This window comes from Nitrosomonas sp. Is35 (assembly GCF_033063295.1).
Taxonomy (GTDB): Bacteria; Pseudomonadota; Gammaproteobacteria; order Burkholderiales; family Nitrosomonadaceae; genus Nitrosomonas.
On the sequence record NZ_JAWJZH010000001.1, the window covers coordinates 213,420 to 235,602 of the forward strand.

Annotated in this window: 21 protein-coding genes, 1 tRNA gene and 1 CRISPR repeat array (1 of these 23 running past the window's edge); of the genes, 17 read left to right on the forward strand and 5 right to left on the reverse strand. The window is 52.1% G+C overall.

Annotated features, from left to right (window positions below):
* Positions 1-4,211: a CRISPR direct-repeat array (repeat unit 29 nt; unit sequence GTGTTCCCCACGCCCGTGGGGATGAACCG) (it extends 33 nt beyond the left edge of the window).
* A gap of 133 nt (positions 4,212-4,344) precedes the next feature.
* The gene (locus tag R2083_RS01030; protein WP_317537227.1) at positions 4,345-4,728 is read right to left on the reverse strand and encodes a type II toxin-antitoxin system PemK/MazF family toxin; all 384 of its coding nucleotides are present in this window, start codon (positions 4,726-4,728) and stop codon (positions 4,345-4,347) included.
* Positions 4,716-5,033, reverse strand: a complete 318-nt coding sequence (locus tag R2083_RS01035) for a hypothetical protein (protein WP_317529710.1) — start codon at positions 5,031-5,033, stop codon at positions 4,716-4,718. Before R2083_RS01035 ends, R2083_RS01030 begins: the two co-directional genes overlap by 13 nt.
* A 153-nt stretch (positions 5,034-5,186) precedes the next feature.
* On the opposite strand from R2083_RS01035, the gene R2083_RS01040 reads away from it, so the two are divergent.
* A complete protein-coding gene (locus tag R2083_RS01040; protein ID WP_317537228.1) occupies positions 5,187-5,414 on the forward strand; it encodes a CRISPR-associated endonuclease Cas1 in 228 nt (75 codons plus the stop codon).
* 935 nt (positions 5,415-6,349) lie between these two features.
* Here R2083_RS01040 and R2083_RS01045 read toward each other — a convergent pair.
* Positions 6,350-6,425: transfer RNA gene (locus R2083_RS01045), tRNA-Met, on the reverse strand.
* Between the two features lie 227 nt (positions 6,426-6,652).
* On the opposite strand from R2083_RS01045, the gene R2083_RS01050 reads away from it, so the two are divergent.
* Together R2083_RS01050 and R2083_RS01055 are read left to right on the forward strand one after the other, a co-directional pair.
* On the forward strand, positions 6,653-7,822 hold the full coding sequence (locus R2083_RS01050; protein WP_317537229.1) for a UbiH/UbiF family hydroxylase: 1,170 nt from the start codon (positions 6,653-6,655) through the stop codon (positions 7,820-7,822).
* A 27-nt stretch (positions 7,823-7,849) separates the two neighbouring features.
* Positions 7,850-8,572, forward strand: a complete 723-nt coding sequence (locus tag R2083_RS01055) for a DsbC family protein (protein WP_317537230.1) — start codon at positions 7,850-7,852, stop codon at positions 8,570-8,572.
* Between the two features lie 54 nt (positions 8,573-8,626).
* Here R2083_RS01055 and R2083_RS01060 read toward each other — a convergent pair whose 3' ends face one another.
* A complete protein-coding gene (locus R2083_RS01060) occupies positions 8,627-9,829 on the reverse strand; it encodes a murein transglycosylase A (protein WP_317537231.1) in 1,203 nt (400 codons plus the stop codon).
* Positions 9,830-9,863: 34 nt separating this feature from the next.
* Between R2083_RS01060 and R2083_RS01065 the strand changes: the two genes are divergently transcribed.
* Complete coding sequence (locus tag R2083_RS01065; protein ID WP_317537232.1) at positions 9,864-10,001, forward strand: hypothetical protein; 138 nt, start codon at positions 9,864-9,866, stop codon at positions 9,999-10,001.
* A gap of 66 nt (positions 10,002-10,067) precedes the next feature.
* Here R2083_RS01065 and R2083_RS01070 read toward each other — a convergent pair whose 3' ends face one another.
* Positions 10,068-10,814, reverse strand: a complete 747-nt coding sequence (locus tag R2083_RS01070; protein WP_317537233.1) for a Nif3-like dinuclear metal center hexameric protein — start codon at positions 10,812-10,814, stop codon at positions 10,068-10,070.
* A gap of 81 nt (positions 10,815-10,895) precedes the next feature.
* On the opposite strand from R2083_RS01070, the gene R2083_RS01075 reads away from it, so the two are divergent.
* The 13 genes from R2083_RS01075 to queC all read left to right on the forward strand — a co-directional run bounded on the left by R2083_RS01075 (position 10,896) and on the right by queC (position 22,138).
* Positions 10,896-12,035 carry a Do family serine endopeptidase gene (locus R2083_RS01075; protein WP_317529715.1) on the forward strand — a complete coding sequence of 380 codons (1,140 nt, stop codon included), beginning with the start codon at positions 10,896-10,898 and terminating at the stop codon, positions 12,033-12,035.
* A 42-nt stretch (positions 12,036-12,077) separates the two neighbouring features.
* Positions 12,078-13,730: a hypothetical protein gene (locus R2083_RS01080; RefSeq protein ID WP_317537234.1), complete on the forward strand. Its 1,653-nt coding sequence runs from the start codon at positions 12,078-12,080 to the stop codon at positions 13,728-13,730.
* 201 nt (positions 13,731-13,931) lie between these two features.
* Positions 13,932-14,219 (forward strand): ComEA family DNA-binding protein, encoded by a 288-nt coding sequence (locus R2083_RS01085; protein ID WP_317537235.1) that lies wholly within the window; start codon positions 13,932-13,934, stop codon positions 14,217-14,219.
* 129 nt (positions 14,220-14,348) lie between these two features.
* Positions 14,349-15,236 carry a cysteine synthase CysM gene (gene cysM, locus R2083_RS01090; RefSeq protein WP_317529718.1) on the forward strand — a complete coding sequence of 296 codons (888 nt, stop codon included), beginning with the start codon at positions 14,349-14,351 and terminating at the stop codon, positions 15,234-15,236.
* A gap of 45 nt (positions 15,237-15,281) precedes the next feature.
* A complete protein-coding gene (gene ybgC, locus R2083_RS01095) occupies positions 15,282-15,692 on the forward strand; it encodes a tol-pal system-associated acyl-CoA thioesterase (RefSeq protein WP_317537236.1) in 411 nt (136 codons plus the stop codon).
* Entirely contained in the window at positions 15,689-16,369 is a 681-nt protein-coding gene (tolQ, locus tag R2083_RS01100; RefSeq protein ID WP_317529720.1) for a protein TolQ, read from the forward strand. The genes ybgC and tolQ overlap by 4 nt, the downstream gene beginning before the upstream one ends.
* A gap of 19 nt (positions 16,370-16,388) precedes the next feature.
* Positions 16,389-16,802, forward strand: a complete 414-nt coding sequence (gene tolR, locus R2083_RS01105; protein ID WP_317529721.1) for a protein TolR — start codon at positions 16,389-16,391, stop codon at positions 16,800-16,802.
* A 9-nt stretch (positions 16,803-16,811) separates the two neighbouring features.
* Positions 16,812-17,855, forward strand: coding sequence for a cell envelope integrity protein TolA (gene tolA, locus R2083_RS01110; RefSeq protein ID WP_317537237.1), 1,044 nt, complete (start codon positions 16,812-16,814; stop codon positions 17,853-17,855).
* 48 nt (positions 17,856-17,903) lie between these two features.
* A complete protein-coding gene (tolB, locus tag R2083_RS01115) occupies positions 17,904-19,202 on the forward strand; it encodes a Tol-Pal system beta propeller repeat protein TolB (protein WP_317538960.1) in 1,299 nt (432 codons plus the stop codon).
* Between the two features lie 25 nt (positions 19,203-19,227).
* Complete coding sequence (pal, locus tag R2083_RS01120; RefSeq protein WP_317537238.1) at positions 19,228-19,752, forward strand: peptidoglycan-associated lipoprotein Pal; 525 nt, start codon at positions 19,228-19,230, stop codon at positions 19,750-19,752.
* 2 nt (positions 19,753-19,754) lie between these two features.
* Positions 19,755-20,681, forward strand: a complete 927-nt coding sequence (gene ybgF / locus R2083_RS01125; RefSeq protein WP_317537239.1) for a tol-pal system protein YbgF — start codon at positions 19,755-19,757, stop codon at positions 20,679-20,681.
* Positions 20,682-20,774: 93 nt separating this feature from the next.
* Positions 20,775-21,431, forward strand: a complete 657-nt coding sequence (gene queE / locus R2083_RS01130) for a 7-carboxy-7-deazaguanine synthase QueE (protein ID WP_317529726.1) — start codon at positions 20,775-20,777, stop codon at positions 21,429-21,431.
* Between the two features lie 32 nt (positions 21,432-21,463).
* Positions 21,464-22,138, forward strand: a complete 675-nt coding sequence (gene queC, locus R2083_RS01135; RefSeq protein ID WP_317537240.1) for a 7-cyano-7-deazaguanine synthase QueC — start codon at positions 21,464-21,466, stop codon at positions 22,136-22,138.
* Positions 22,139-22,183: the final 45 nt, after the last annotated feature.

The window sequence follows — 22,183 nt, forward strand, 5'->3', positions numbered from 1 at the left end:
GATTGATTTTGTGTTGATTGTGGCACCCGTGTTCCCCACGCCCGTGGGGATGAACCGGAACACTGGTAGGCGCGAACCTAGCCTACGACGTGTTCCCCACGCCCGTGGGGATGAACCGTCAAACTGGGAGCGATACGCCAACAGACAGATGTGTTCCCCACGCCCGTGGGGATGAACCGCGAAAAAGCGTGATCCTTCGTTGCTAATTCAATGTGTTCCCCACGCCCGTGGGGATGAACCGCCGGGTTACGCGGTGCAGGTTGGACATTACGCGTGTTCCCCACGCCCGTGGGGATGAACCGTCCTTTTGGGCGAAAACAATAGGCCGACTGTTGTGTTCCCCACGCCCGTGGGGATGAACCGTATAATGCTTCTATTGATTCAACAAAAACAAAGTGTTCCCCACGCCCGTGGGGATGAACCGTCTATTGCGGCTTGTGTATTGCCGACCATGTCGTGTTCCCCACGCCCGTGGGGATGAACCGGAGCTAAACAAATGAACGAGAAAACTCTAAAGAGTGTTCCCCACGCCCGTGGGGATGAACCGAAATAATAACGGCGTTGCGCGGGAAGTGTGACGTGTTCCCCACGCCCGTGGGGATGAACCGAACGAGGACTTCATCGTTGTTCTTTCCCCAGTGTGTTCCCCACGCCCGTGGGGATGAACCGGCATTACTACGACTTCTACTGCTCTTGTTCAAGTGTTCCCCACGCCCGTGGGGATGAACCGATATGTATTGGCGAGACACATCAGGAACGCCGGTGTTCCCCACGCCCGTGGGGATGAACCGGAAAGAAACAATGATCAAGTTTTTCATAAGAGGTGTTCCCCACGCCCGTGGGGATGAACCGGCAGGAATTACTTTTAGAAGTGAGCAATAAATGTGTTCCCCACGCCCGTGGGGATGAACCGACCTGTGGGCGGAGTTTCTAGCAACCCGGGTGGTGTTCCCCACGCCCGTGGGGATGAACCGTTCTATACCTACCTTATTACCAGCGTATCGCCGTGTTCCCCACGCCCGTGGGGATGAACCGAATTTGCAGTGACCTCAAATGCCCATGGAAAAGTGTTCCCCACGCCCGTGGGGATGAACCGAAATTGAACAGTATAGAGAGAAGTCAAAGAAGGTGTTCCCCACGCCCGTGGGGATGAACCGGTAAAGTGTCAGCAATGTTTTTTATTTTTTTAGTGTTCCCCACGCCCGTGGGGATGAACCGATTGGTTGCGATACCAGCACCAGGTAAATCAAGTGTTCCCCACGCCCGTGGGGATGAACCGTAAGAAAGAATCCCGGCTTTTCCAGCGACAAGGTGTTCCCCACGCCCGTGGGGATGAACCGCGTTAATGGTTTTAGTGAATTAAAAGTAGCGCGTGTTCCCCACGCCCGTGGGGATGAACCGATCATGTTTTTGAAATGTTGCTTGATTATCATGTGTTCCCCACGCCCGTGGGGATGAACCGTCCGTAACCGATACTCTATGAATTTCTTTGTGGTGTTCCCCACGCCCGTGGGGATGAACCGCGTTGGACGATATCCTGCTTTATGCGGATAACGTGTTCCCCACGCCCGTGGGGATGAACCGATTTTGACCAATACCAGCTTGTTACCGATGGCGTGTTCCCCACGCCCGTGGGGATGAACCGCCGTGAAAATCTGTGAACTGGCTGCGGTCGAAGTGTTCCCCACGCCCGTGGGGATGAACCGATTGGTTGCGATACCAGCACCAGGTAAATCAACGTGTTCCCCACGCCCGTGGGGATGAACCGTCAGGCGGCACGTAGGAACTGATGCGGCCCATGTGTTCCCCACGCCCGTGGGGATGAACCGGTATACTAAATGGGGAAATGTTTTGCCCATTTGTGTTCCCCACGCCCGTGGGGATGAACCGAACGATTGAACTAATGCCGGAATGTGAATATTGTGTTCCCCACGCCCGTGGGGATGAACCGGCTATATCGTTATATGTGGCATTATCCGTTATGTGTTCCCCACGCCCGTGGGGATGAACCGGATGAGTATTAACGCTTATAGAGAATTAAGAAGTGTTCCCCACGCCCGTGGGGATGAACCGGTTCCACCATTTCTGTATGAGCCAGACAAAAAGTGTTCCCCACGCCCGTGGGGATGAACCGGTGCCCGCACTCAAGCTCTAATTCCATTAGAAGTGTTCCCCACGCCCGTGGGGATGAACCGCTGTATTCATAAGTTTCTGGCTGTATAAATGGGTGTTCCCCACGCCCGTGGGGATGAACCGCAACTAGCCTATGCGCCAGTAACTTCTTCCGTAGTGTTCCCCACGCCCGTGGGGATGAACCGGATTTTGAATCAAATCTGAATGGCTTTAGTGAGTGTTCCCCACGCCCGTGGGGATGAACCGATATAACCAATAATTAATTAATTAATTAATATGTGTTCCCCACGCCCGTGGGGATGAACCGGGAAACTCCACCAGATTGCCTGTGGCTTTGTAAGTGTTCCCCACGCCCGTGGGGATGAACCGACAACCGTAATGGATACGCTTAAAGCCGAAGAGTGTTCCCCACGCCCGTGGGGATGAACCGCCGCTCGAATCATGGAGCACACGATTGAACTGGTGTTCCCCACGCCCGTGGGGATGAACCGGATTTTCATTTCTTGCAAATCCGCCTTGATAAGTGTTCCCCACGCCCGTGGGGATGAACCGCCTGGGTGCGCCAGATACCGGCAGCCCTTCACGTGTTCCCCACGCCCGTGGGGATGAACCGAGCGACAATGTCATAAAACAGGCCAGCATTTTGTGTTCCCCACGCCCGTGGGGATGAACCGCTCCAGCACTTGCCCAAACAGCACCCTTCCTCGTGTTCCCCACGCCCGTGGGGATGAACCGAGTGGATACTGTTTGAGGGTATCACAGGGGCGGTGTTCCCCACGCCCGTGGGGATGAACCGTGAACCATGATCCGCGTCGAGATTAACGATAAGTGTTCCCCACGCCCGTGGGGATGAACCGCGATTTGTCTCCACTGGTGTTGCAATCGTTGAGTGTTCCCCACGCCCGTGGGGATGAACCGCCACGGCAAACCGTGGTGATTTCACCAAGCTTGTGTTCCCCACGCCCGTGGGGATGAACCGTAATAATTTTATCAACCTTAACGCCGTGATGGGTGTTCCCCACGCCCGTGGGGATGAACCGCTGCTTCGCATATCCAACCGATGCGCCAAGATGTGTTCCCCACGCCCGTGGGGATGAACCGGCGTAAACGATTCAATCAGCAAATTGACTTCGGTGTTCCCCACGCCCGTGGGGATGAACCGACCGATACCCTGACCGAATCCGGCCAAGCCAAGTGTTCCCCACGCCCGTGGGGATGAACCGTTGATTTTAGTGGTTCTTCTGGAAGTTATCCGGTGTTCCCCACGCCCGTGGGGATGAACCGTTACGCAAATACTGCGATGGACATATTAAACAGTGTTCCCCACGCCCGTGGGGATGAACCGATCGCAAGGGACAGGGACAGGGACAGGGACAGGGTGTTCCCCACGCCCGTGGGGATGAACCGAATTCATGCGGTTTAGTGCGATGCGAAGACTTGTGTTCCCCACGCCCGTGGGGATGAACCGCAATTCTTGCCGGTATTGCTCAAATATTGGCAGTGTTCCCCACGCCCGTGGGGATGAACCGCATGAGAAAAGTAACTGAACTTATAGCAATGGGTGTTCCCCACGCCCGTGGGGATGAACCGCGGGTTTCAGGTGGTTTTGATCCCCGCTTAAAGTGTTCCCCACGCCCGTGGGGATGAACCGAATCGCATCAATCCAGGCGCGCGATTTATCTGGTGTTCCCCACGCCCGTGGGGATGAACCGAAAACCTGTTTGGTGTGCCTAGCGTTATTCCTGTGTTCCCCACGCCCGTGGGGATGAACCGATAGCCGAGAGATTTACGGAGCGACTTATAAGGTGTTCCCCACGCCCGTGGGGATGAACCTGCTGGCGGGTCTGCTGTCGTTCCGGTTGTAACGTGTTCCCCACGCCCGTGGGGATGAACCGTAAATCTCCCACGCGAGCATGTCAACGTGATTGTGTTCCCCACGCCCGTGGGGATGAACCTGCTGGCGGGTCTGCTGTCGTTCCGGTTGTAACGTGTTCCCCACGCCCGTGGGGATGAACCGTAAATCTCCCACGCGAGCATGTCAACGTGATTGTGTTCCCCACGCCCGTGGGGATGAACCGAATCATATCAATGTGGTGTTCCTGTCGAACGAGTATTCCTCACACCCGTGGGAAGGTAAATCGCAACCAAGTTCATGGTGTTTGAAGAAGCAGGTCAATGATCAATTTGGCAAGTCATGAATACTCCGGGTTGTTATCGCTCTTGCCGCGAACAGATCGCATAGTGAAACATGCCGCATATACCGAGAAAGGCTCGCTCAACGGAAATCATTTCCTCTTCGCTGAGTGTCGCCAAAGGCCCTTCTCCGAATCGGGAACGATCCAAGGTTCGCGGTTGATCGACAACGATCTGACAGTCCTTCAGCAGGCGGTGGCGAGCGGTAACGGTAATGCGCCATTGTTTGAAAGCGGGATAAACCTGTGTTGTCAGTGGCAAGATGATGACCATCGGTGCGCCGATCGCAGTCAGCGCATTGTCCTGAAAAACCAAAACCGGACGGATTTTGCCGATTTCCTGCCCGCGCGGCGGATTCAGGTTGGCGGTCCAGATCTCGCCACGGCGGATTACTTCCACCATTTCCCGGGAGATTCCGTCTGCGATAGATCGCCGGATATACGGCCCTCAACATTCTCCAGCATTTCATTTTCAATCGGTAAAAATTCCTCGGCAATGGCTTGTGCTTCTTGCCGGATACTTTCGTTTGAGTACGCTGTGCGGGCTTCTTCCAGGAGTTGATCCATGAAACGTTTTTTCTCGATCTCCAATAAATACCAGTTCAATGCATCGCGAGCGATTTCGGAACGGGTTTTATTTTCGCGTTCCGCTTCTTCCGAAAGCCGCTGTTCAATCTGCCCGGTCAGCCGGATATTGAGTGTGGTCATGCTGTATTCCTCGGCATGTTATAAAGTGCTACACGAATTGTAATACAAAATGTACCAAATCCTCAACACGCTTTACATTATGATGCCCAATCCCTACGCACATTTGGAAAACGATACCGTACGCATCGATGTAGAACGGCAAAAAAACTTCAAGTGCCGTTGCATCATTTGGGCACGCTCGTTTGCTTTGGCAACATCATGATTTCTCCGGCGCTAATGCACCGCTGCGCCGACGATGGCATCGGTTTGGTGTTGCTCGATGGTAACGGGCGATTCAAGGCTTGGTTGGATGGCGCAGTCAGTCATAATATTCTGCTGCGACAAGCGCAACACAGCAAAGCGGCGGAGGAGTCGTTTGCATTGGCCATAGCTAAGCCATGATCGCCGGAAAATTGAGTAATTCCCGCCAGATAGCGCCCGGCCCCAAAGCCGGGCGAGGATTGAAACATTACGCTTGCAGCATAGTTAAATTGCTTATTGTTAAGTCCGCTTTCTTCCACTGACCTATTCAGATAGCAGGTTCTAAGTGTTTATCAGTTCCTTGAATTGATCAAAGTGATTGATTGCGTTAGTATCGCTTTCATAGCGGTTCGTTTCGGACGTATAGTTCAGGGGCGCGCAAGCGTGCATTGGATCCCGCTGCCAGATTTTCTCTTCTGATTCTTTAATCCTTAATTGCCATCAATTTAAGTGCGGCGGCACGATTGTATTTCATGATTATATTTCCAAAAGATTGTCGACCTCGGTAGTGCCTGGTCTCAAAAATAGAAGCAGAATTAAAGGGCTAATCGACCGCGGCCTGGAAGATCAGGCGGTTCGAATCGAAGGGGGTAATTTCTTCGCTCAACTTGGTGTGTCAGATGGGAATCAGGGGTTTGAACACCGAGTCAACGGATTATGACTTCGCTGCTTACCACTGAGCTAATTTGCCATGTGCTAGAACGCAAGGGCGGCGTTGATACGTTGAGCTTGAAGAGTCGCGTCCTGGCTTCGGCTCTTCGATCTACTAACAGGCCATTGACTTGATGTATGAGCAAGCGGAATTAAGCGTGAAGGAAAAACAGAGGGCTGCTGGTTAAACTGGCGGGAATCGGTCATGGACCGGAAGATGGTTCGGTAAATTATAAACGTTACATAGCTGAACTGAGGCGCTAGGGCATGGACGTATCTTTTCCACTGATACGCGTGACTTTGAAGCCTATCGCTGGAAAAATCATCATCCATTTGAGACTTATTATTGCCCGATGACTGATGTTGCCGCCGCTTAAACCCATTGAAGCGCTGCTGATTTTTTGAAGCGGTGTGGAGCTTTGAGGTGGTGGCGAATCAGGGATTTGAACCCCGGACCAACGGATTATGATTCCGCTGCTCTAACCACTGAGCTAATTCGCCATATGCTAAAACGCAAGGGCAGCATTGTGCCTTTGAGGGGTGGGCTTGTCAAGATCAAGAATGTGACTTGACAAGGGTTTATGCGTTCTTTCAGGGGGTTGGGTGATGTTGGCCGGTGGTTTAAAGCGAGTGGACGATGAGTCTGCGCAGTACAGGAAATGCACGCTTATCATGAAGTTGAAGTTTGTGTTACCCGTCCATAACAAAGCGGCTGTATAATCAATTCCATGAAATTCGATATGATCGTAATCGGTGGCGGACTGGTAGGAGCAAGCCTGGTGGCTGCGCTGAAGGATAGCGGCTTGAAGATCGCGCTGATAGAGCCGCACGAAACACCGCCGTTGCCGCAGGATGACAGCTGGGATAGCCGGGTGTATGCGATCAGTCCGGGCAGCGGGGCTTTTCTGCAGGAATTAGGTGTGTGGCAGTTGATGGAGGCCGAGCGCCTGGCGCCGGTTTATGAGATGGCGGTGTTTGGCGATGACAATGCCGCGCATGTTAACTTCAGCGCATACGAAATCGGTATACCGGAGCTGGCATTTATCGCTGAGAACCGCCAACTGCAAACGGCAGTTTGGGAAGTGCTCAAATCCTTGAATGAAAATCTGCACATTTTTTGTCCGGCGAAATGCACTGCGATTACCTGGCAGGAATCGCATGTCGAGGTGCAACTGGACGATGGCAGCCAGCTTGAAGCCGCTTTGGTGGTAGGTGCGGACGGTGTGAATTCGTGGGTGCGCAAGCAAGCGGAGATTGACGTGTCGCGCCATGCATATAACCAGATCGGTGTGGTCGCCAACTTTAGCACGGAACGGTCGCATCGCCAGATTGCCCATCAATGGTTCCGGCGCGACGGTGTGCTGGCGTTGTTGCCGCTGCCCGATAAGCGGGTGTCGATGGTGTGGTCGACGACCGAGGATCACGCGGAATTTCTGCGTAATTTGCCCGAAGATGAGTTGTGCCGCCGTGTGGAAGAAGCTTCTTCGCATACGTTGGGTAAATTGCAGTTGATTACCCCACCCGTGGGTTTCCCGTTGAATTTTGTGCATGTGGATAAACTGATCAAACCGCGGCTAGTGCTGATCGGCGATGCAGCGCACGGTATTCATCCGCTGGCCGGGCAGGGCGTCAATCTGGGATTGCGCGATACCCGTGAGCTTGCGGCGATTCTCAGTGCGCGCGGGATGCGGACGGATTGCGGCGATTTTATGTTGCTGCGGCGTTACGAGCTGGCGCGCAAGGAAGATATTCTGGCGCTGGAACTGGTCACCGACGGCTTGCAGAAACTATTCAATAATTCCAATCCGACCTTGGCGCGCCTGCGCAATCTCGGGCTGGAGATCACCAACCACTTGCCGCTGATCAAGAATCGCTTGATGCAGCACGCATTGAATTAAATTTTATTTTCTAACACTGGAGTCATTATGGCCACGCGCTTAAAGCTTTTCATCTCAATTCTGGTAATCAGTTTTTTCTCCGGATCCGCCTGGGCCGATGAAGAAGCATTAAGGAAGGCCATTCAACCGCATTTTGCCGGGAGCACTATCGATAGCTTGAAAAAAACACCTTACTTGGGTTTGTATGAAGTGGTTGTCGGCGATGAAGTGTTTTATACCGATGATAAAGCGGACTATTTCTTCTTCGGTCATGTGATCAATCCCAAAACCCGGGTGAGCATGACGAACGAGCGCATCCAGGAAATCAAAGCGGCGCGGCGTGTGCCATTGGAATCACTGCCATTGCAGCATGCCATCAAAATCGTCAAAGGCGATGGCAAACGCAAAATGGCTGTTTTTACCGATCCCAACTGCCCGTATTGCAAACAATTGGAAAAAGAGTTGCTGAGCATCAACAATGTCACGATCTATACATTGCTGTATCCGGTATTGAAAGGGTCGATGGAATTGTCGAAAAAGATCTGGTGTTCGAAGGATCAAATCAAAGCCTGGGATGACTTTATGCTGAAAGGCGTTGCGCCATCCAGTTCAGAGTGCGACACACCGCTGGATGCATTGGTGAAATCAGGCCATGAGAATAAAGTAACGGGTACACCGACGTTGATTTTTGCCGATGGCTCGATTGTCGGCGGGATGATTCCCGCTGCGACCATCGAGGAAAAGCTGGAAAACGCGAGCAAAAGCAAATAAATTCCAAACAAACGGTTTTAAAAAAGCTTGCCGGGGAAATCCGGCAAGCTTTTTTTATTGCCGTGAAAGTGCGGGCGGTTTAGCGTCGCGCGGCATCAACAGCCACATTTTTCCGCGCTGTTTCATTTTTCCTGCCTGATTGCCGGCTTCATGACCAAATCCCCAGAAGAAATCCGCACGAATGCCGCCCTTGATAGCGCTGCCGACATCCTGCGCCACCATCAGCCGGTTTAGCGGCTTGTTGCTGTTGGGCCAAGTGGTTGACAGAAATACCGGTGCGCCTTGCGGGATCGACTGCGGATCGATCGCGATGCTGCGCCCAGCGGTCAACGGCACGCCCAAAGCGCCGATCGGTCCGGATAAGTCGGATGGCAGCTCGCGGAAAAATACGTAGCGGGCGTTTTGCTGCAACAGTTCGGGTAGTTTTTTAGGGTTTTGCTGCCCCCATTGTTTGATACCTTGCATGGAGGCTTTTTCCAGCGGCAATTCGCCGCGCTCGACCAGAAGTTTGCCGATCGAGTTATACGGGTGGCCATTTTGATCGGCGAAGCCGATTTTCATCGTTTCCCCGTTATCGAGCACGATCCGTCCGGAGCCTTGTATGTGCAGAAAGAACAATTCAACTTCGTCTTCCACCCACAAAAGCTCGTAGCCATTCAGCAATTTCGGATTATTCATGATGTCCGCCCGGCTGTGATAAGGGACGATTTTGCGTCCATTCAGACGGCCGCGCAAACGCAGGTCTTTCAATTCCGGATACGCTGTGCCCAGCTCGATCGTCAGTAAATCATTCGGCGCGGCATACACCGGGTAGCGGTAACGGTTGGAGGGCTTCCGGCTGCCTTTCAGCAGGGGCTCATAGTAGCCGGTGATCAATCCTTCTTCGGTGTTATCGGTATTGATGACTTGATACGGCGTGAAATAAGTTTCAAAAAAGTTTCTCAACGCGGTGTTATCGGTTTTTTTCAGTGCTACAGCCATCCGGCAAGTTTCCTTCCAAGCTGGTTGCTTGCTTAAAGCCGTGCAGCTTTTTTGGAATGCTTGCCACGCCGGTTGCAGATCGTCGTGTTTCCAGCCGGTCAACGCAGACCACTGAACGCGTTTGTGAACCGATTTTGTCAGGGGTTTTTCCGCTGGCGGCGGTGCAACGGTTTCCGCCGGTTCGCTGGGCGGCAGCGTGGGGCTGATGGTTCCGGTAGCGCAAGCGGTGAGCAGCAGGTATGAAACGGCAATAATAAAACTTAATTGGTTTTTCATCGGATTTTGGTTAGAGTAACGGTCTGATTTTAACTTGAGCGTAACTTACATTATGAATTGGTGGTGGCTTGTAGTCGAGGCGGCAGTGGCGCTGGGTTTGTTTTTGTTTGTCATCTGGTGGACCATGTTTTCAGGCAGAAAGAAGCAGGATGATGACAGCAAGGATCAATAGATGACAACCCTTCCTTCAGGTTTGCCGCGGCTGCTGTGATATAGATACCGCCAGGCTGTGGCTGGGTTACACCGGATTTTCAATATCGATAAACTGATGCTGGATGCCGAATTTCTGCGCGATGTGATCGCCCACCGCTTGCACACCGTACCGCTCGGTCGCATGATGCCCTGCGGCGATAAATGCAACACCGGATTCACGCGCGGCATGCACGTTCTGCTCCGAGATCTCGCCGGTAATATAGGCATCCACACCCAACTGAATGGCGGCATCGAAATAACCTTGCGCGGCGCCGGTACACCATGCAATCTGCCGGATAGGCTTGTCAGGATCGCCGATGATCATCGGCTTGCGTAACAGCGTGCGGGATATTTTCTCGGCCAATGCGCTTAAAGTTGTGGCTTGCGCTAATTCTCCCTGAGCGGCGATGTCCTGTTCGCCAAACCGGCCTGTTTCGATCAATCCCAGTTTTTTCCCTAGGATGGCATTGTTCCCTAAATGCGGATGCACATCCAACGGCAGATGGTAAGCGAACAAATTGATGTGCTGCTGCATCAGCAGCGCAATGCGGCGGCTTTTCATGCCGGTGATGCGCATATCCTCGCCGCGCCAGAAATAGCCGTGATGCACGAGAATGGCATCCGCTTTCGCGGCGGCAGCGGCTTGCAGCAGATCGAGCGAGGCGGTAACGCCGCTGATCATGACATGAATGCTGTCACGCCCTTCCACTTGCAGGCCATTTGGGCAATAATCATGAAAACGGGATATGTCCAGTAGTTGGTTCAGATGATTTTCCAGTTCATCTCGATGCATTGATTTTTCTCCTTGGTGCATATACTACACCGCAATCAATTCATTTCTGCGGCTATTTTAATTTTGGAGTAACGAACTTTGATGTACAGACTCTGGTTGATTTTTGCACAAACGGCGGCAGTTTTGCTGGCTATTTTTTTTGTGATTTCCACGCTACGGCCGGAGTTGCTGCCGTTGAAACCGCGCGGAGAAATCGTGACCATCCGAGAAGCCGCACCAGCGGTTGAAGCGGATAGGCCGGACAGTTATTCCAGAGCGGCGGAAGTTGCTATGCCGTCGGTGGTGAATATTTTTACTAGCAAAGAAACCAAGGAACCATCGCATCCTTTGCTGGACGATCCCGCATTGCGGCGGTTTTTTGGCGAGCAATTCGAATCCAGGCCGAAGCGCACATCGAGCCTGGGTTCCGGCGTGATCGTCAGCGCTAACGGTTATATCCTAACCAACCATCATGTGGTCGAAGCCGCGGATGAAGTTGAAATCGCTCTGCTCGACGGCAGAAAAGCCAAGGCCAAATTGATCGGTTCCGATCCGGAAACCGACCTGGCGGTACTGAAAACCGATCTGAAGGATTTGCCGGTGATCACATTCGGGCAATCGCAACAAGTTAAGATTGGCGATGTGGTGCTGGCGGTCGGCAATCCTTTCGGTGTCGGACAAAGTGTTACCATGGGCATTGTCAGCGCGCTGAGCAGAAGCCGGGTTGGTATCAATACCTTTGAAGATTTCATTCAAACCGATGCCGCGATCAATCCCGGTAATTCCGGCGGCGCGCTGACCGATACATCGGGCAATTTGATCGGTATCAATACAGCGATCTATTCCCGCAGCGGCGGCTCGTTGGGTATCGGCTTCGCGATTCCGGTGCATATTGCCAGACAGATCATGGAACAAATTGTGCAAACCGGCGGTGTGACTCGCGGCTGGCTGGGCGTCAGTATGCAAGACATGACGCAGGAGCTGGCGGAATCGTTCGGTCTTGAAGAACCGGGTGGTGCATTGATCGCCAGCGTGCTGAAAGATGGTCCGGCGGACAAGGCTGGCATCAAGGCGGGCGATATTTTGGTTGCGATAGCGGGCAAAGCGCTCAAGAATTCTTCCGAGATGCTGAATGTGGTGGCCGCGCTGGCGCCGGGTGAAACCGTGACGGTTACGGTCATCCGCAACAAGCAGGAAAAATCGATTCCGATCAAAGTAGGCGTGCGCCCTAAACAGAAGTAACCGCATGCCAGCATTCTAATGTGATGATGCCAATTAAAATTTATGAAAAATCTATTACCTGCTAACGGATTCTTATCCATCATCGCGCAGTGGTTTAGCGCCAATATTCTGGCGCTCGGGCGGGAAATGCGCTTGTCTTACCTGCCGCCGTTGATGGTGTACGTTGCCGCCGGTATTTCCGGCTTAACGGGGATTGTGGGCACATTTTACGTCAAGGAAAAGCTCGGCCTTTCCGCCGAATTCCTGGCGGCGCTCGGATTCTGGATGATGTTGCCGTGGGCGCTCAAGATGCCGCTGGGTCATCTGGTCGATTTAGTGTGGCGCTGGAAAGGGTTGCTGGTGTATCTGGGCGCCAGCTTGATCATGCTGAGCCTGATTATCATGATCGGCCTGCTCGGGCACACCGAAGCCATGGCCGCGCTGGCGCCGGTTGAAACCTGGTATGTGTTATCCGCTTTGCTGGCACCGGTCGGCTATGTGTTGCAGGATGTGGTTGCCGATGCGATGACCGTTGAAGCGGTGCCGCGCGTCGACGAGAACGGCAATAAATTGGATGCGGAAAAACGCAAACTGATGCACGTCACCATGCAGACTTTGGGGCGTGTCGCCATCATTGGCGGCGGTGTGCTGGTATCCGTTGCCAACGTTGTTTTACTGCGCGATGCAGCATCATTACCGGAAGTGGAAAAGGATGCGTTGTATCTGTTGGTTTACGAGTTGGCTTTAATCATTCCGGCGGTTTCCATTTTCGGGGTTGTTTTTGCGGCTTGGTTACAGCGGCGTGAACGCAAGCGCTTTCAGGCGCAAGGGTATAACCGGCAGGAAGTGGATAAATTACTCGGTATGCATTCGGAACCGCCCGCAATCAACTGGTGGATTCTTGGCGGCGGATTGGTTTTTACCGTCATGTCGCTGGGCGTTGGTGTCAGTGGTGTATCCGGCGGGGAGGAGATCGTGTTTGCCATTTCCATGGCGATTATCGTGTTTCTGATGTGGCGATTGACTGGAGAACTCGAGCCCGATGCGCGCAATGTGCTGGTTGGAACCGCCGTGATGATTTTCATATTCCGCGCGATTCCCAGTCCCGGCGCAGGTTCTACTTGGTGGATGATCGATGAATTGGGGTTCGATCAGCAATTTCTGGCGGTTTTATCGCTGATTGGTGCGGTGTTGACGCTGTTTGGCATGTTCATTTTCCGCCGTTTCATGGCGGAGCGCTCAATCGCGTATATCATCGCTTTTCTCACCATCGTGAGCAGCTTCCTGTCACTGCCGATCGTCGGTATGTACTTTGGTCTGCACGAATGGACGGCGGCGGTCACGGGCGGCATTGTCGATGCGCGTTTTATTGCACTGGTCGATACCGCGTTGGAGTCACCGCTGGGGCAAATTGCCATGATTCCGATGCTCGCGTGGATTGCCAATTCCGCACCGGAAAAACTCAAAGCCACTTTTTTTGCCGTGATGGCTTCGTTTACTAACCTGGCGTTGTCGGCTTCGCAACTGGGCACCAAGTATCTCAACCAGATTTATGAAGTGAAGCGCGAAGTGAAAGATATGGCAACTGGCCAGATCACGGTTCCGGCCGATTACAGCGAGCTGGGGCATTTATTGATTACTGTCACGATTATCGGTTTTGTTTTGCCACTCGTTACGATTCTGATCGTTAAGCACTCGCGCTTCCGTAATGCTTGACCGGCTTGATGAAGGAATTGTTATTTTTCTCGCAAGTGCTTGAAAGTTCACATACTCGCTAAATTAATTTTAGCCCAATCCGATATCACTTAAACCTGCCTACATAGCAGCTTATGTATGCAGGTTTTTTTAATCCGCAAAAACTGAAGCGTTTTTTTACTTGCGCATTAGTATTTGTTTTTGTTTTGATAAGGAGAGTGCATGAAGCAATTATTTTTAATAATGACTTTGTTTTTCCTGGTTACTGGCACCACGTTCGCGGCTGTCAACATCAATACCGCTTCGCAAGCTGAGCTTGAGTCCCTGCAAGGGATTGGCCCCGCTAAAGCAAAAGCGATCATTGAGTATCGCGAAAAAAGCGGTGCTTTTGCTTCCGTTGATGATTTGGCAAAAGTGAGCGGAATTGGTGCGGGAACACTCAAGCAATTGCGTGATGCGGTTACCGTCGAAGGCGAAAAAAGCGTGGAAGCGCCAGCTAAGCAGGAGTAATGTTCCGGCGGTAGATTAAAAAACCCTCTCCGGAGAAATTCGGAGGGGGTTTTTATTTGCGTAATAACATTGTTTCAATGCCGGTTGCTTGTGCGATAATCTCGAGCATTCGTTATAAAGTCTAAGTTCATGTATAAAACGATTGAGAATTTTGTTGGCAATACGCCTTTAGTAAGACTCAAGCACCTGCCTGGCACAACCCGTAATGTTATTCTCGCCAAACTTGAAGGCAATAATCCGGCTGGATCGGTAAAAGACCGGCCGGCACTATCGATGATTTCGCATGCACAGAAGCGCGGTGAAATTAAACCGGGCGATACCCTGATCGAGGCCACCAGTGGCAATACCGGCATCGCGCTGGCGATGGCTGCCGCCATGATGGGCTATCGCATGGTGCTGGTCATGCCGGAAAACCTCAGTATCGAGCGGCGCCAATCGATGAGCGCCTACGGTGCGGAAATCATTCTGACGCCGAAAAGCGGCGGCATGGAGCAAGCGCGCGATTTGGCCGAAAAGATGCGCGATGAAGGACAAGGAATCATTCTCGATCAATTTGCCAATCCGGATAATCCGCTAGCGCACTATGAAAGCACGGCGCCGGAGATTTGGCGCGATACCCAAGGGAAAATCACCCATTTTGTCAGTAGTATGGGAACCACCGGAACGATCATGGGCTGCTCGCGGTTTTTTAAAGAGCAAGCGACGCCGGTTAAAGTGATCGGTGTGCAGCCCGAAGAGGGGGCGCAGATTCCCGGTATCCGCAAATGGTCACCGGCATATTTACCGAAAATTTTCGATACCAAACAAGTGGATGACATGATTTACGTGTCTCAACCTGAAGCGGAAGAGATGACGCGCCGGTTGGCGCGTGAAGAAGGCATTTTTGCCGGTATTTCATCCGGCGGCGCATTGGTCGCGGCCTTGCGCGTATCCGCTACGGTTGAAAACGCAGTGATCGTATTCATTGTATGCGACCGGGGCGATCGCTATTTGTCAACCGGTGTTTTTGCTGCATAGCGATGGCGCTGGTTGCGGTATCATTGCCATGCTGGTATTGAAGTCATGCTAAACGATAATTTTTCGCTGCCCGTTCGAGTTTACTACCAGGATACCGATGCAGGCGGGGTCGTCTATCACTCAAACTACCTGAACTTCATGGAACGGGCGCGCTATGAGTGGCTCAGGGCGCTGGGATTCAATGTGCACTCCATGGTTGAAGTGCACAACATACTGTTCATGGTACGTTCGCTTGAGGTTGAATATTTGAAACCAGCTATCCTGGATGATTTGTTGAGTGTAACGGTTGCGGTGACAGAGGTCGGTAGAAGCCGGATTGCATTATTTCAGGAAATAATATGCAATCATGTCAAACTAGTGAGTGCCACGATTCAGGTGGTTTGTGTCGGTGCGGATACGCTTAAGCTGGTGCGTATTCCTGCGCCATTACGTGAGAAAATTGGGAAAGTCGCATGAGTACATCAGTAACACAAGATATGTCGTTTCTTCATCTGATCACCAGTGCCAGCGTGCTGGTGCAACTGGTGATGCTGATTCTGGTCTTGATTTCGCTTTCATCGTGGTGGTTTATTTTTCGGAAATTATTCGTCATTCGCTACGAAATCAAGAAAACCGATGATTTCGAGGATATTTTCTGGCGCGGTGTCGACTTGAATGCACTGCATCAGCGCATCATCAGTTCGCGTTATGAATCGGGCAGCTTGGAGCGCATTTTTGCCGCCGGTTTCGGCGAATTCACCAAGCACCCCGCCGGTTCCGATCTCGACGCGGTGATGGAAAGCACACGCCGGGCCATGCGCGCTACCTATCAACGGGAAATGGATTATCTGGAATCGCATCTGTCGTTTCTGGCGACCGTCGGATCGGTCAGCCCTTACATCGGACTGTTTGGTACCGTATGGGGCATTATGAATTCCTTCCGCAGTTTATCGAGTGTTACCCAGGCGACCATCGCCCATGTCGCGCCGGGGATTGCCGAAGCGCTGATCGCCACGGCGATGGGATTATTTGCCGCCATCCCGGCGGTGGTTGCTTACAACCGCTATGCCAGCAGAACGGATCAACTGGCGACGCGTTTTGAGAGTTTCATGGAAGAGTTGTCCAATGTGTTGCAACGGCGAGCAGCTGAATAAACGAGATTGAGAGGTTGTTATGGCGCGTCGTGCCAAGCATAAATTGGTGAATGAGATCAATGTGGTGCCCTACATTGATGTGATGCTGGTGTTGCTGATCATTTTTATGATCACGGCGCCGATGATTAACCACGGCCAGATTGAATTGCCGCAAATCGGCAAATCGCTGGCGGCACCGGTGGCGCCGCTGGAAGTAATCATTAAGGCGGATGGCAGCCTGACACTGCGCGATCGGGCCAAGTCGGCCACGGAGCAGAAAGTGGATCGCAATCAGCTGATCGAAGCGATCAAGCAAAAACAAGCGCAAAATGCCGAGCAACCGGTAGTCATCGCCGCAGACAAAAATGTACGCTATGAAGAAGTCATCAAAGTGATGGATATTCTGCAGCAGAACCAGGTACAGAAAGTCGGTTTGCTGGCTCAACAGAAATAACGATTGCTCATGAGTTCGAGCGACCCGCGCAATTCTCCCCATTCAGAACCAAAATCATTATTGGCAGGTGTGCTGGCGGTGCTGGTGCATCTGCTGTTTATTGCATTACTGGTTTTTGGTGTGAGCTGGAAAGATCATCCGCCGGAAGGGATGATGGTCGATATCTGGACCGAATTGCCTAAACCGGTGCAGGAACCGGTAAAAACGCAAGCGCCGCCGAAGCAGCCTAAACCGGTCCCCGAGCCTGTGAAACTCGAGCCAGAGCCCCCCAAACCGGAACCGGTTAAACCCGAGCCGCCTAAGCCCGAACCGCCGAAACCGGAACCTGCTAAACCTGAGCCGCAAAAAGCGGCGGTTACGCCACCGGTCAGAAAACCGGATATTGCGATGAAGGAGAAACCGGAGCCGGTCAAGGAAAAACCGGATGTGGAAGCGCAAAAGAAAAAAGAACAGGAAAAAATTAAAGAGCAGGAAAGATTAAAAGAACTGGAAAAACAAAAAGAGCTGGAGAAGAAGAAAGAACTTGAGAAAAAGAAAGACTTAGAGAAGCGAAAAGATGTCGAACAGCAGAAAGAGCTGGAAAAACAACAAGAAATAGCGAAGCAAAAGGAAGCCGAGAAACAGAAAGCGCAGGAGAAACAGAAGGAATTACAGAAACAGAAAGAAAAAGAACTGGCGGCGCAACGGCAACGTGAGCAGGAAGCCAAGGCACAGCGCGAAGCGGAAGCGCAACGCGCCGCGCAGCAGGCTGCGGCAAGGAATCAGGTGACGAGTGAGATCGGCAAATATAAGGCGCTGATTCTTGCCAAAATCCGAAGCAGAATCGTGATGCCGCCGGACCTGCCCGGTAATCCGGTCGCCGAGTTCAGTGTCACGTTGCTGCCAGGCGGGGACATTCTCGATGTCAGGCTCAGTAAAAGCAGCGGACACGCCGCTTTTGACAGCGCGGTGGAGCGGGCGATCTTCTTATCCAAACCGCTGCCGTTACCGCCTGATCCTGCACTGTTTAACGAGTTTCGCAACCTGAATATTACCGTGCATTATCGTGAATGATTGTTATAATCAGCCGGTAATTTTTTGTTTTTTGAAAATTTAATGCCTATGTCAATTAATTGGTTTCAATCTATTCGTGTCGCATGGATTTTGCTTTTATGCTTGATCAGCGCACACTCGCATGCGCAGCTGAACATCGAAATTTTTGGCGGTGGCGCATCCCGTATTCCGATTGCGATCGTTCCATTCGCCGATGAAAATAAGCTGCAGCAAAGCATCACGGCGGTCATTGGCGCCGATTTGCAACGCACCGGATTGTTCAGACTGGTTGATCCCGCAGGGTTATCGCCGCATGCGCCGGTGGAAGTCGTGTATTCCGACTGGGCCAACCGTGGCGCCAATGCATTGGTGATCGGCCGCGTGGCTGCTGTATCCGGCGATCAGGTGGAAATACAGTTCCGTTTGATGGATGTGGCTAAAAAATCGCAACTGACCGGATTGGCGATCACGGTTACCACGTCACAATTGCGCGCTGCGGCGCATCGGATTGCGGATGTCATTTATGAAGCATTGACCGGCGATGTGGGTGTTTTCAGCACGCGAATCGCTTATGTATTGAAACGCGGTAACAAGTATGCCTTGCAGGTGGCCGATGCGGATGGCTATAACGCGCAATCGATCATTGAATATACCGAACCGATTATTTCACCGGCATGGTCGCCTGACGGCAAACAATTGGCCTACGTTTCTTTTGAAAATAAAAAACCAATTGTCTATGTGCAAACATTGGCAACCCGGGAACGCAGAGCGGTTGCCAGCTTCAAAGGCAGCAACAGCGCACCGGCATGGTCGCCCGATGGTAAACGATTGGCTGTGGTGTTGACCGGCCAAGGCGGATCGCAAATTTTTCTGGTGAATGCCGATGGAAGCGGTTTGCAAAGGTTGAGCCGAAGTTCCGGGATCGATACGGAACCCAATTTTTCACCGGACGGAAGGTATATTTTGTTTACCTCCGACCGTGGCGGCAGTCCCCAAGTTTATCGCATGGCGGTAGGGAGCTCGGAATCCGGCAATGCCGATCGGCTCACTTTCGAGGGCAGCTACAATGTCAGCCCGGATTATAGTCAGGACGGTAAAAGCTTCACTTTCATCCACCGTAACAATGGCCAATTCAATGTCGCGGTGCAGGATATCGGTTCGCGCCAAGTGCAGATACTGACAAACTCCAAATTCGACGAATCGCCCAGTTTTGCCCCCAATGGCAAGATGATCTTGTATGCAACCGAGATTAACGGGCATGGTATATTATCCGCTGTTTCCAGGGATGGGCAGACGAGGCAGCATCTGACAGTACAGACCGGCGATATCCGGGAACCGGCCTGGGGGCCCTTACCAACTTGGAAGTAATATTTTTATTTTAAAGGAGTTATAAATGAGAAAACTATTAGGTATTTCATTGATTGTTTTGTTGTCAGCGTGCGCCAGTCAAACAACGCAACCCGAAGTAGATGATCTTACCGCAGGCTCGGGCGCTGGCGCCGGTTTGGGCGGCAGCGATTTGGGCGGATCCGGCTCAGGCAGACCGGGCTATTTCAGTCAGCTGAATGATCCGAACAGTATCCTGTCGCAACGCAGCGTTTATTATGACTACGATAGCTATAGCGTCAAAGGCGAATACCGCGAACTGGTGCTGTCACACGCCCGGTTCTTACGCGACAACGCCAGCGCCAGCGTAATCTTGCAAGGAAATACCGATGACCGCGGCAGCCGTGAATACAACCTGGCTTTGGGTCAACGCCGCGCCGATAGCGTCAAAAACATGATGACTTTAGCCGGTGCCCGTGATGCGCAAATTGAATCGGTTAGCTTGGGCGAAGAAAAACCGCGCGCGCTGGGGCACGGTGAATCGGTGTGGAGTCAAAACCGCCGCACCGACATCCTGTACCGGGGTGAATAAACATGCTGATACGCGCTTTCCTTCTGCTGGTATTGCTGAGCTGTAATGTCAGTTATGCCGCATTGTTTGGCGATGATGAGGCACGCGAGCAGATTAACGCATTACGTAAACAAGTGAAAGAAATGGAAGCGCGTATTGCCAAGATGGAAGAGGCGCTGAACAGCCAGGCTTTACTCGAGCTTTATTCAAAAGTTGAAACGCTGGAACAGGAATTGGGAAAGCTCAACGGACAAATAGAAATGCTGGGTAACGATAATGCGCTGTTACAAAAACGGCAGCGGGATTTCTATATTGATCTGGATAATCGCCTGCGCCAGATCGAACAGCAATCTCCTCAAAAGCGATCCCCTTCTTCTCACTTTGAGCCCAACAAAGGCGCACCCGGCAGCGCGGCTGCGCCTTCACCTTCACCTTCACCAAGCGAACAAGCCGCCGCCGCGCCTCCGCTAGATGCCGATACGGTAATACCGGAATCGCCGTCATCCGAAGCCGCGGATGCTTCCGCGACTCAGGATTCCGCTGCGGTAGCCGCGAATGAGCTGACTCCACCGGGAACTACAGAAAGTGGTGCTTATAAAGCAGCGTTTGATTTGTTCAAGAACGGTGAATACGCTAATGCAATCGCGCAATTTGAGAGCTTCCTGGAAAATTACCCGCAATCCAATTTAGCGCCGGGTGCTGCTTATTGGATCGGCAATGCGCGCTATGCTCTGCGCGATTATCAATTAGCGATCGATGCGCAAAGAAAATTGATCAGCAATTACCCCGCCAGCAACAAAGTGCCGGATGCATTTTTGAACATCGCTTCCAGTCAACTGGAAATGGGCGATAGCAAGGCAAGCAAGCAAACCCTGGAAAATTTGCTGGCAAAATACCCGCAGAGCGATGCCGCCAAAAAAGCCAAACAACGTCTGGCTAACATCAAATAAACGCCCAGTTTTACCCCTAGCTGTTCAATCGTAGTTTCCCGCATTACCTGCAAAGCAATATAATCGGTCTTTTTCTCCAAGCGATCCAACATCATGCAAGCGTTAGAGACAACAGTCTTGCGTATCAGTGAGATTTTCTTTTCCTTACAAGGCGAAACCAGCAGAATTGGCTTGCCGACCGTGTTTGTACGCCTGACGGGATGCCCGTTACGCTGTGGCTACTGCGACACTGCGTATGCTTTTAGCGGCGGTGAGAACCTATCGATCGCGGAGATACTGCGTCAGGTAGCCCGGTATAAAACGCGCTATGTGACCGTCACCGGCGGCGAGCCATTGGCGCAGAAGGCATGCCTGGTTTTGCTGACAGCGTTATGCGATGCGCATTATTCCGTATCGCTGGAGACCAGCGGCGCGCTCGATTTATCTCATGTCGATACGCGAGTATCCAAGATCATGGATATCAAAACACCCGGTTCGGGTGAAGTCTCCAAAAATAACTGGCGTAATCTCGAATACCTGACACCGCAGGACGAAATCAAGTTTGTACTGTGCGACGAGGCCGATTACCAATGGGCTTGTGAGATTATTCGCAGCAGCCAATTACAGCCGATATGTCCGATCCTTTTTTCCCCCGTTTATGAAAGCCTCGATCCCGCCCAATTGGCGTCTTGGATATTGCGCGATGAATTGCCTGTCCGGATGCAGGTTCAATTGCATAAGCTGCTGTGGGGCGAGGGGCCGGGGCGGTGAAGTTTTTAGTGTTTTTCTGGCTGGATTAAATCATGAAGAAAGCGGTGGTATTACTCTCCGGCGGTCTCGATTCCGCAACGGCCTTGGCGATTGCACGCGACCAGGGTTATCAATGCTATGCGTTGAGTATCGATTACGGCCAGAGGCACCGGTCGGAATTGGTTGCAGCGCGCAAAGTCGCGCAATCATTGGGGGCGGTTGCGCATCAAATTATTAAGCTGGATCTCACCGCTTTTGGCGGATCAGCGCTGACCGATCAGACCATCGAAGTGCCAACAAGTGGAGCAGAAACGGACATTCCGGTTACCTATGTACCGGCCAGAAATACCATCATGCTGTCACTGGCGCTGGCCTGGGCGGAAACGCTGCAATGCCAGGATATTTTTGTGGGCGTGAACGCCGTCGATTATTCCGGCTACCCGGATTGCCGCCCGGAATATATTCAAGCCTTCGAGAAAATGGCGAATCTAGCGACCAAAGCAGGAATTGAAGGCAAGAAACTTACTATTCATACGCCACTGATGCATTTGTCCAAAAAAGAAATCATCAAAGCCGGACTGGCCTTGGGTGTGGATTTCAGCTTGACGGTTTCGTGCTATCAAGCGGATGAAATGGGACACGCTTGCGGCGTCTGTGATTCCTGCCGGATTCGTAAAGCGGGGTTCGCGGCGGCGGGAAAATGCGATCCAGTGAGTTACCTTGCTTAAGTTTTCTTTAAATGATTTTTTGTTTTCAATAACTATAACTATAAG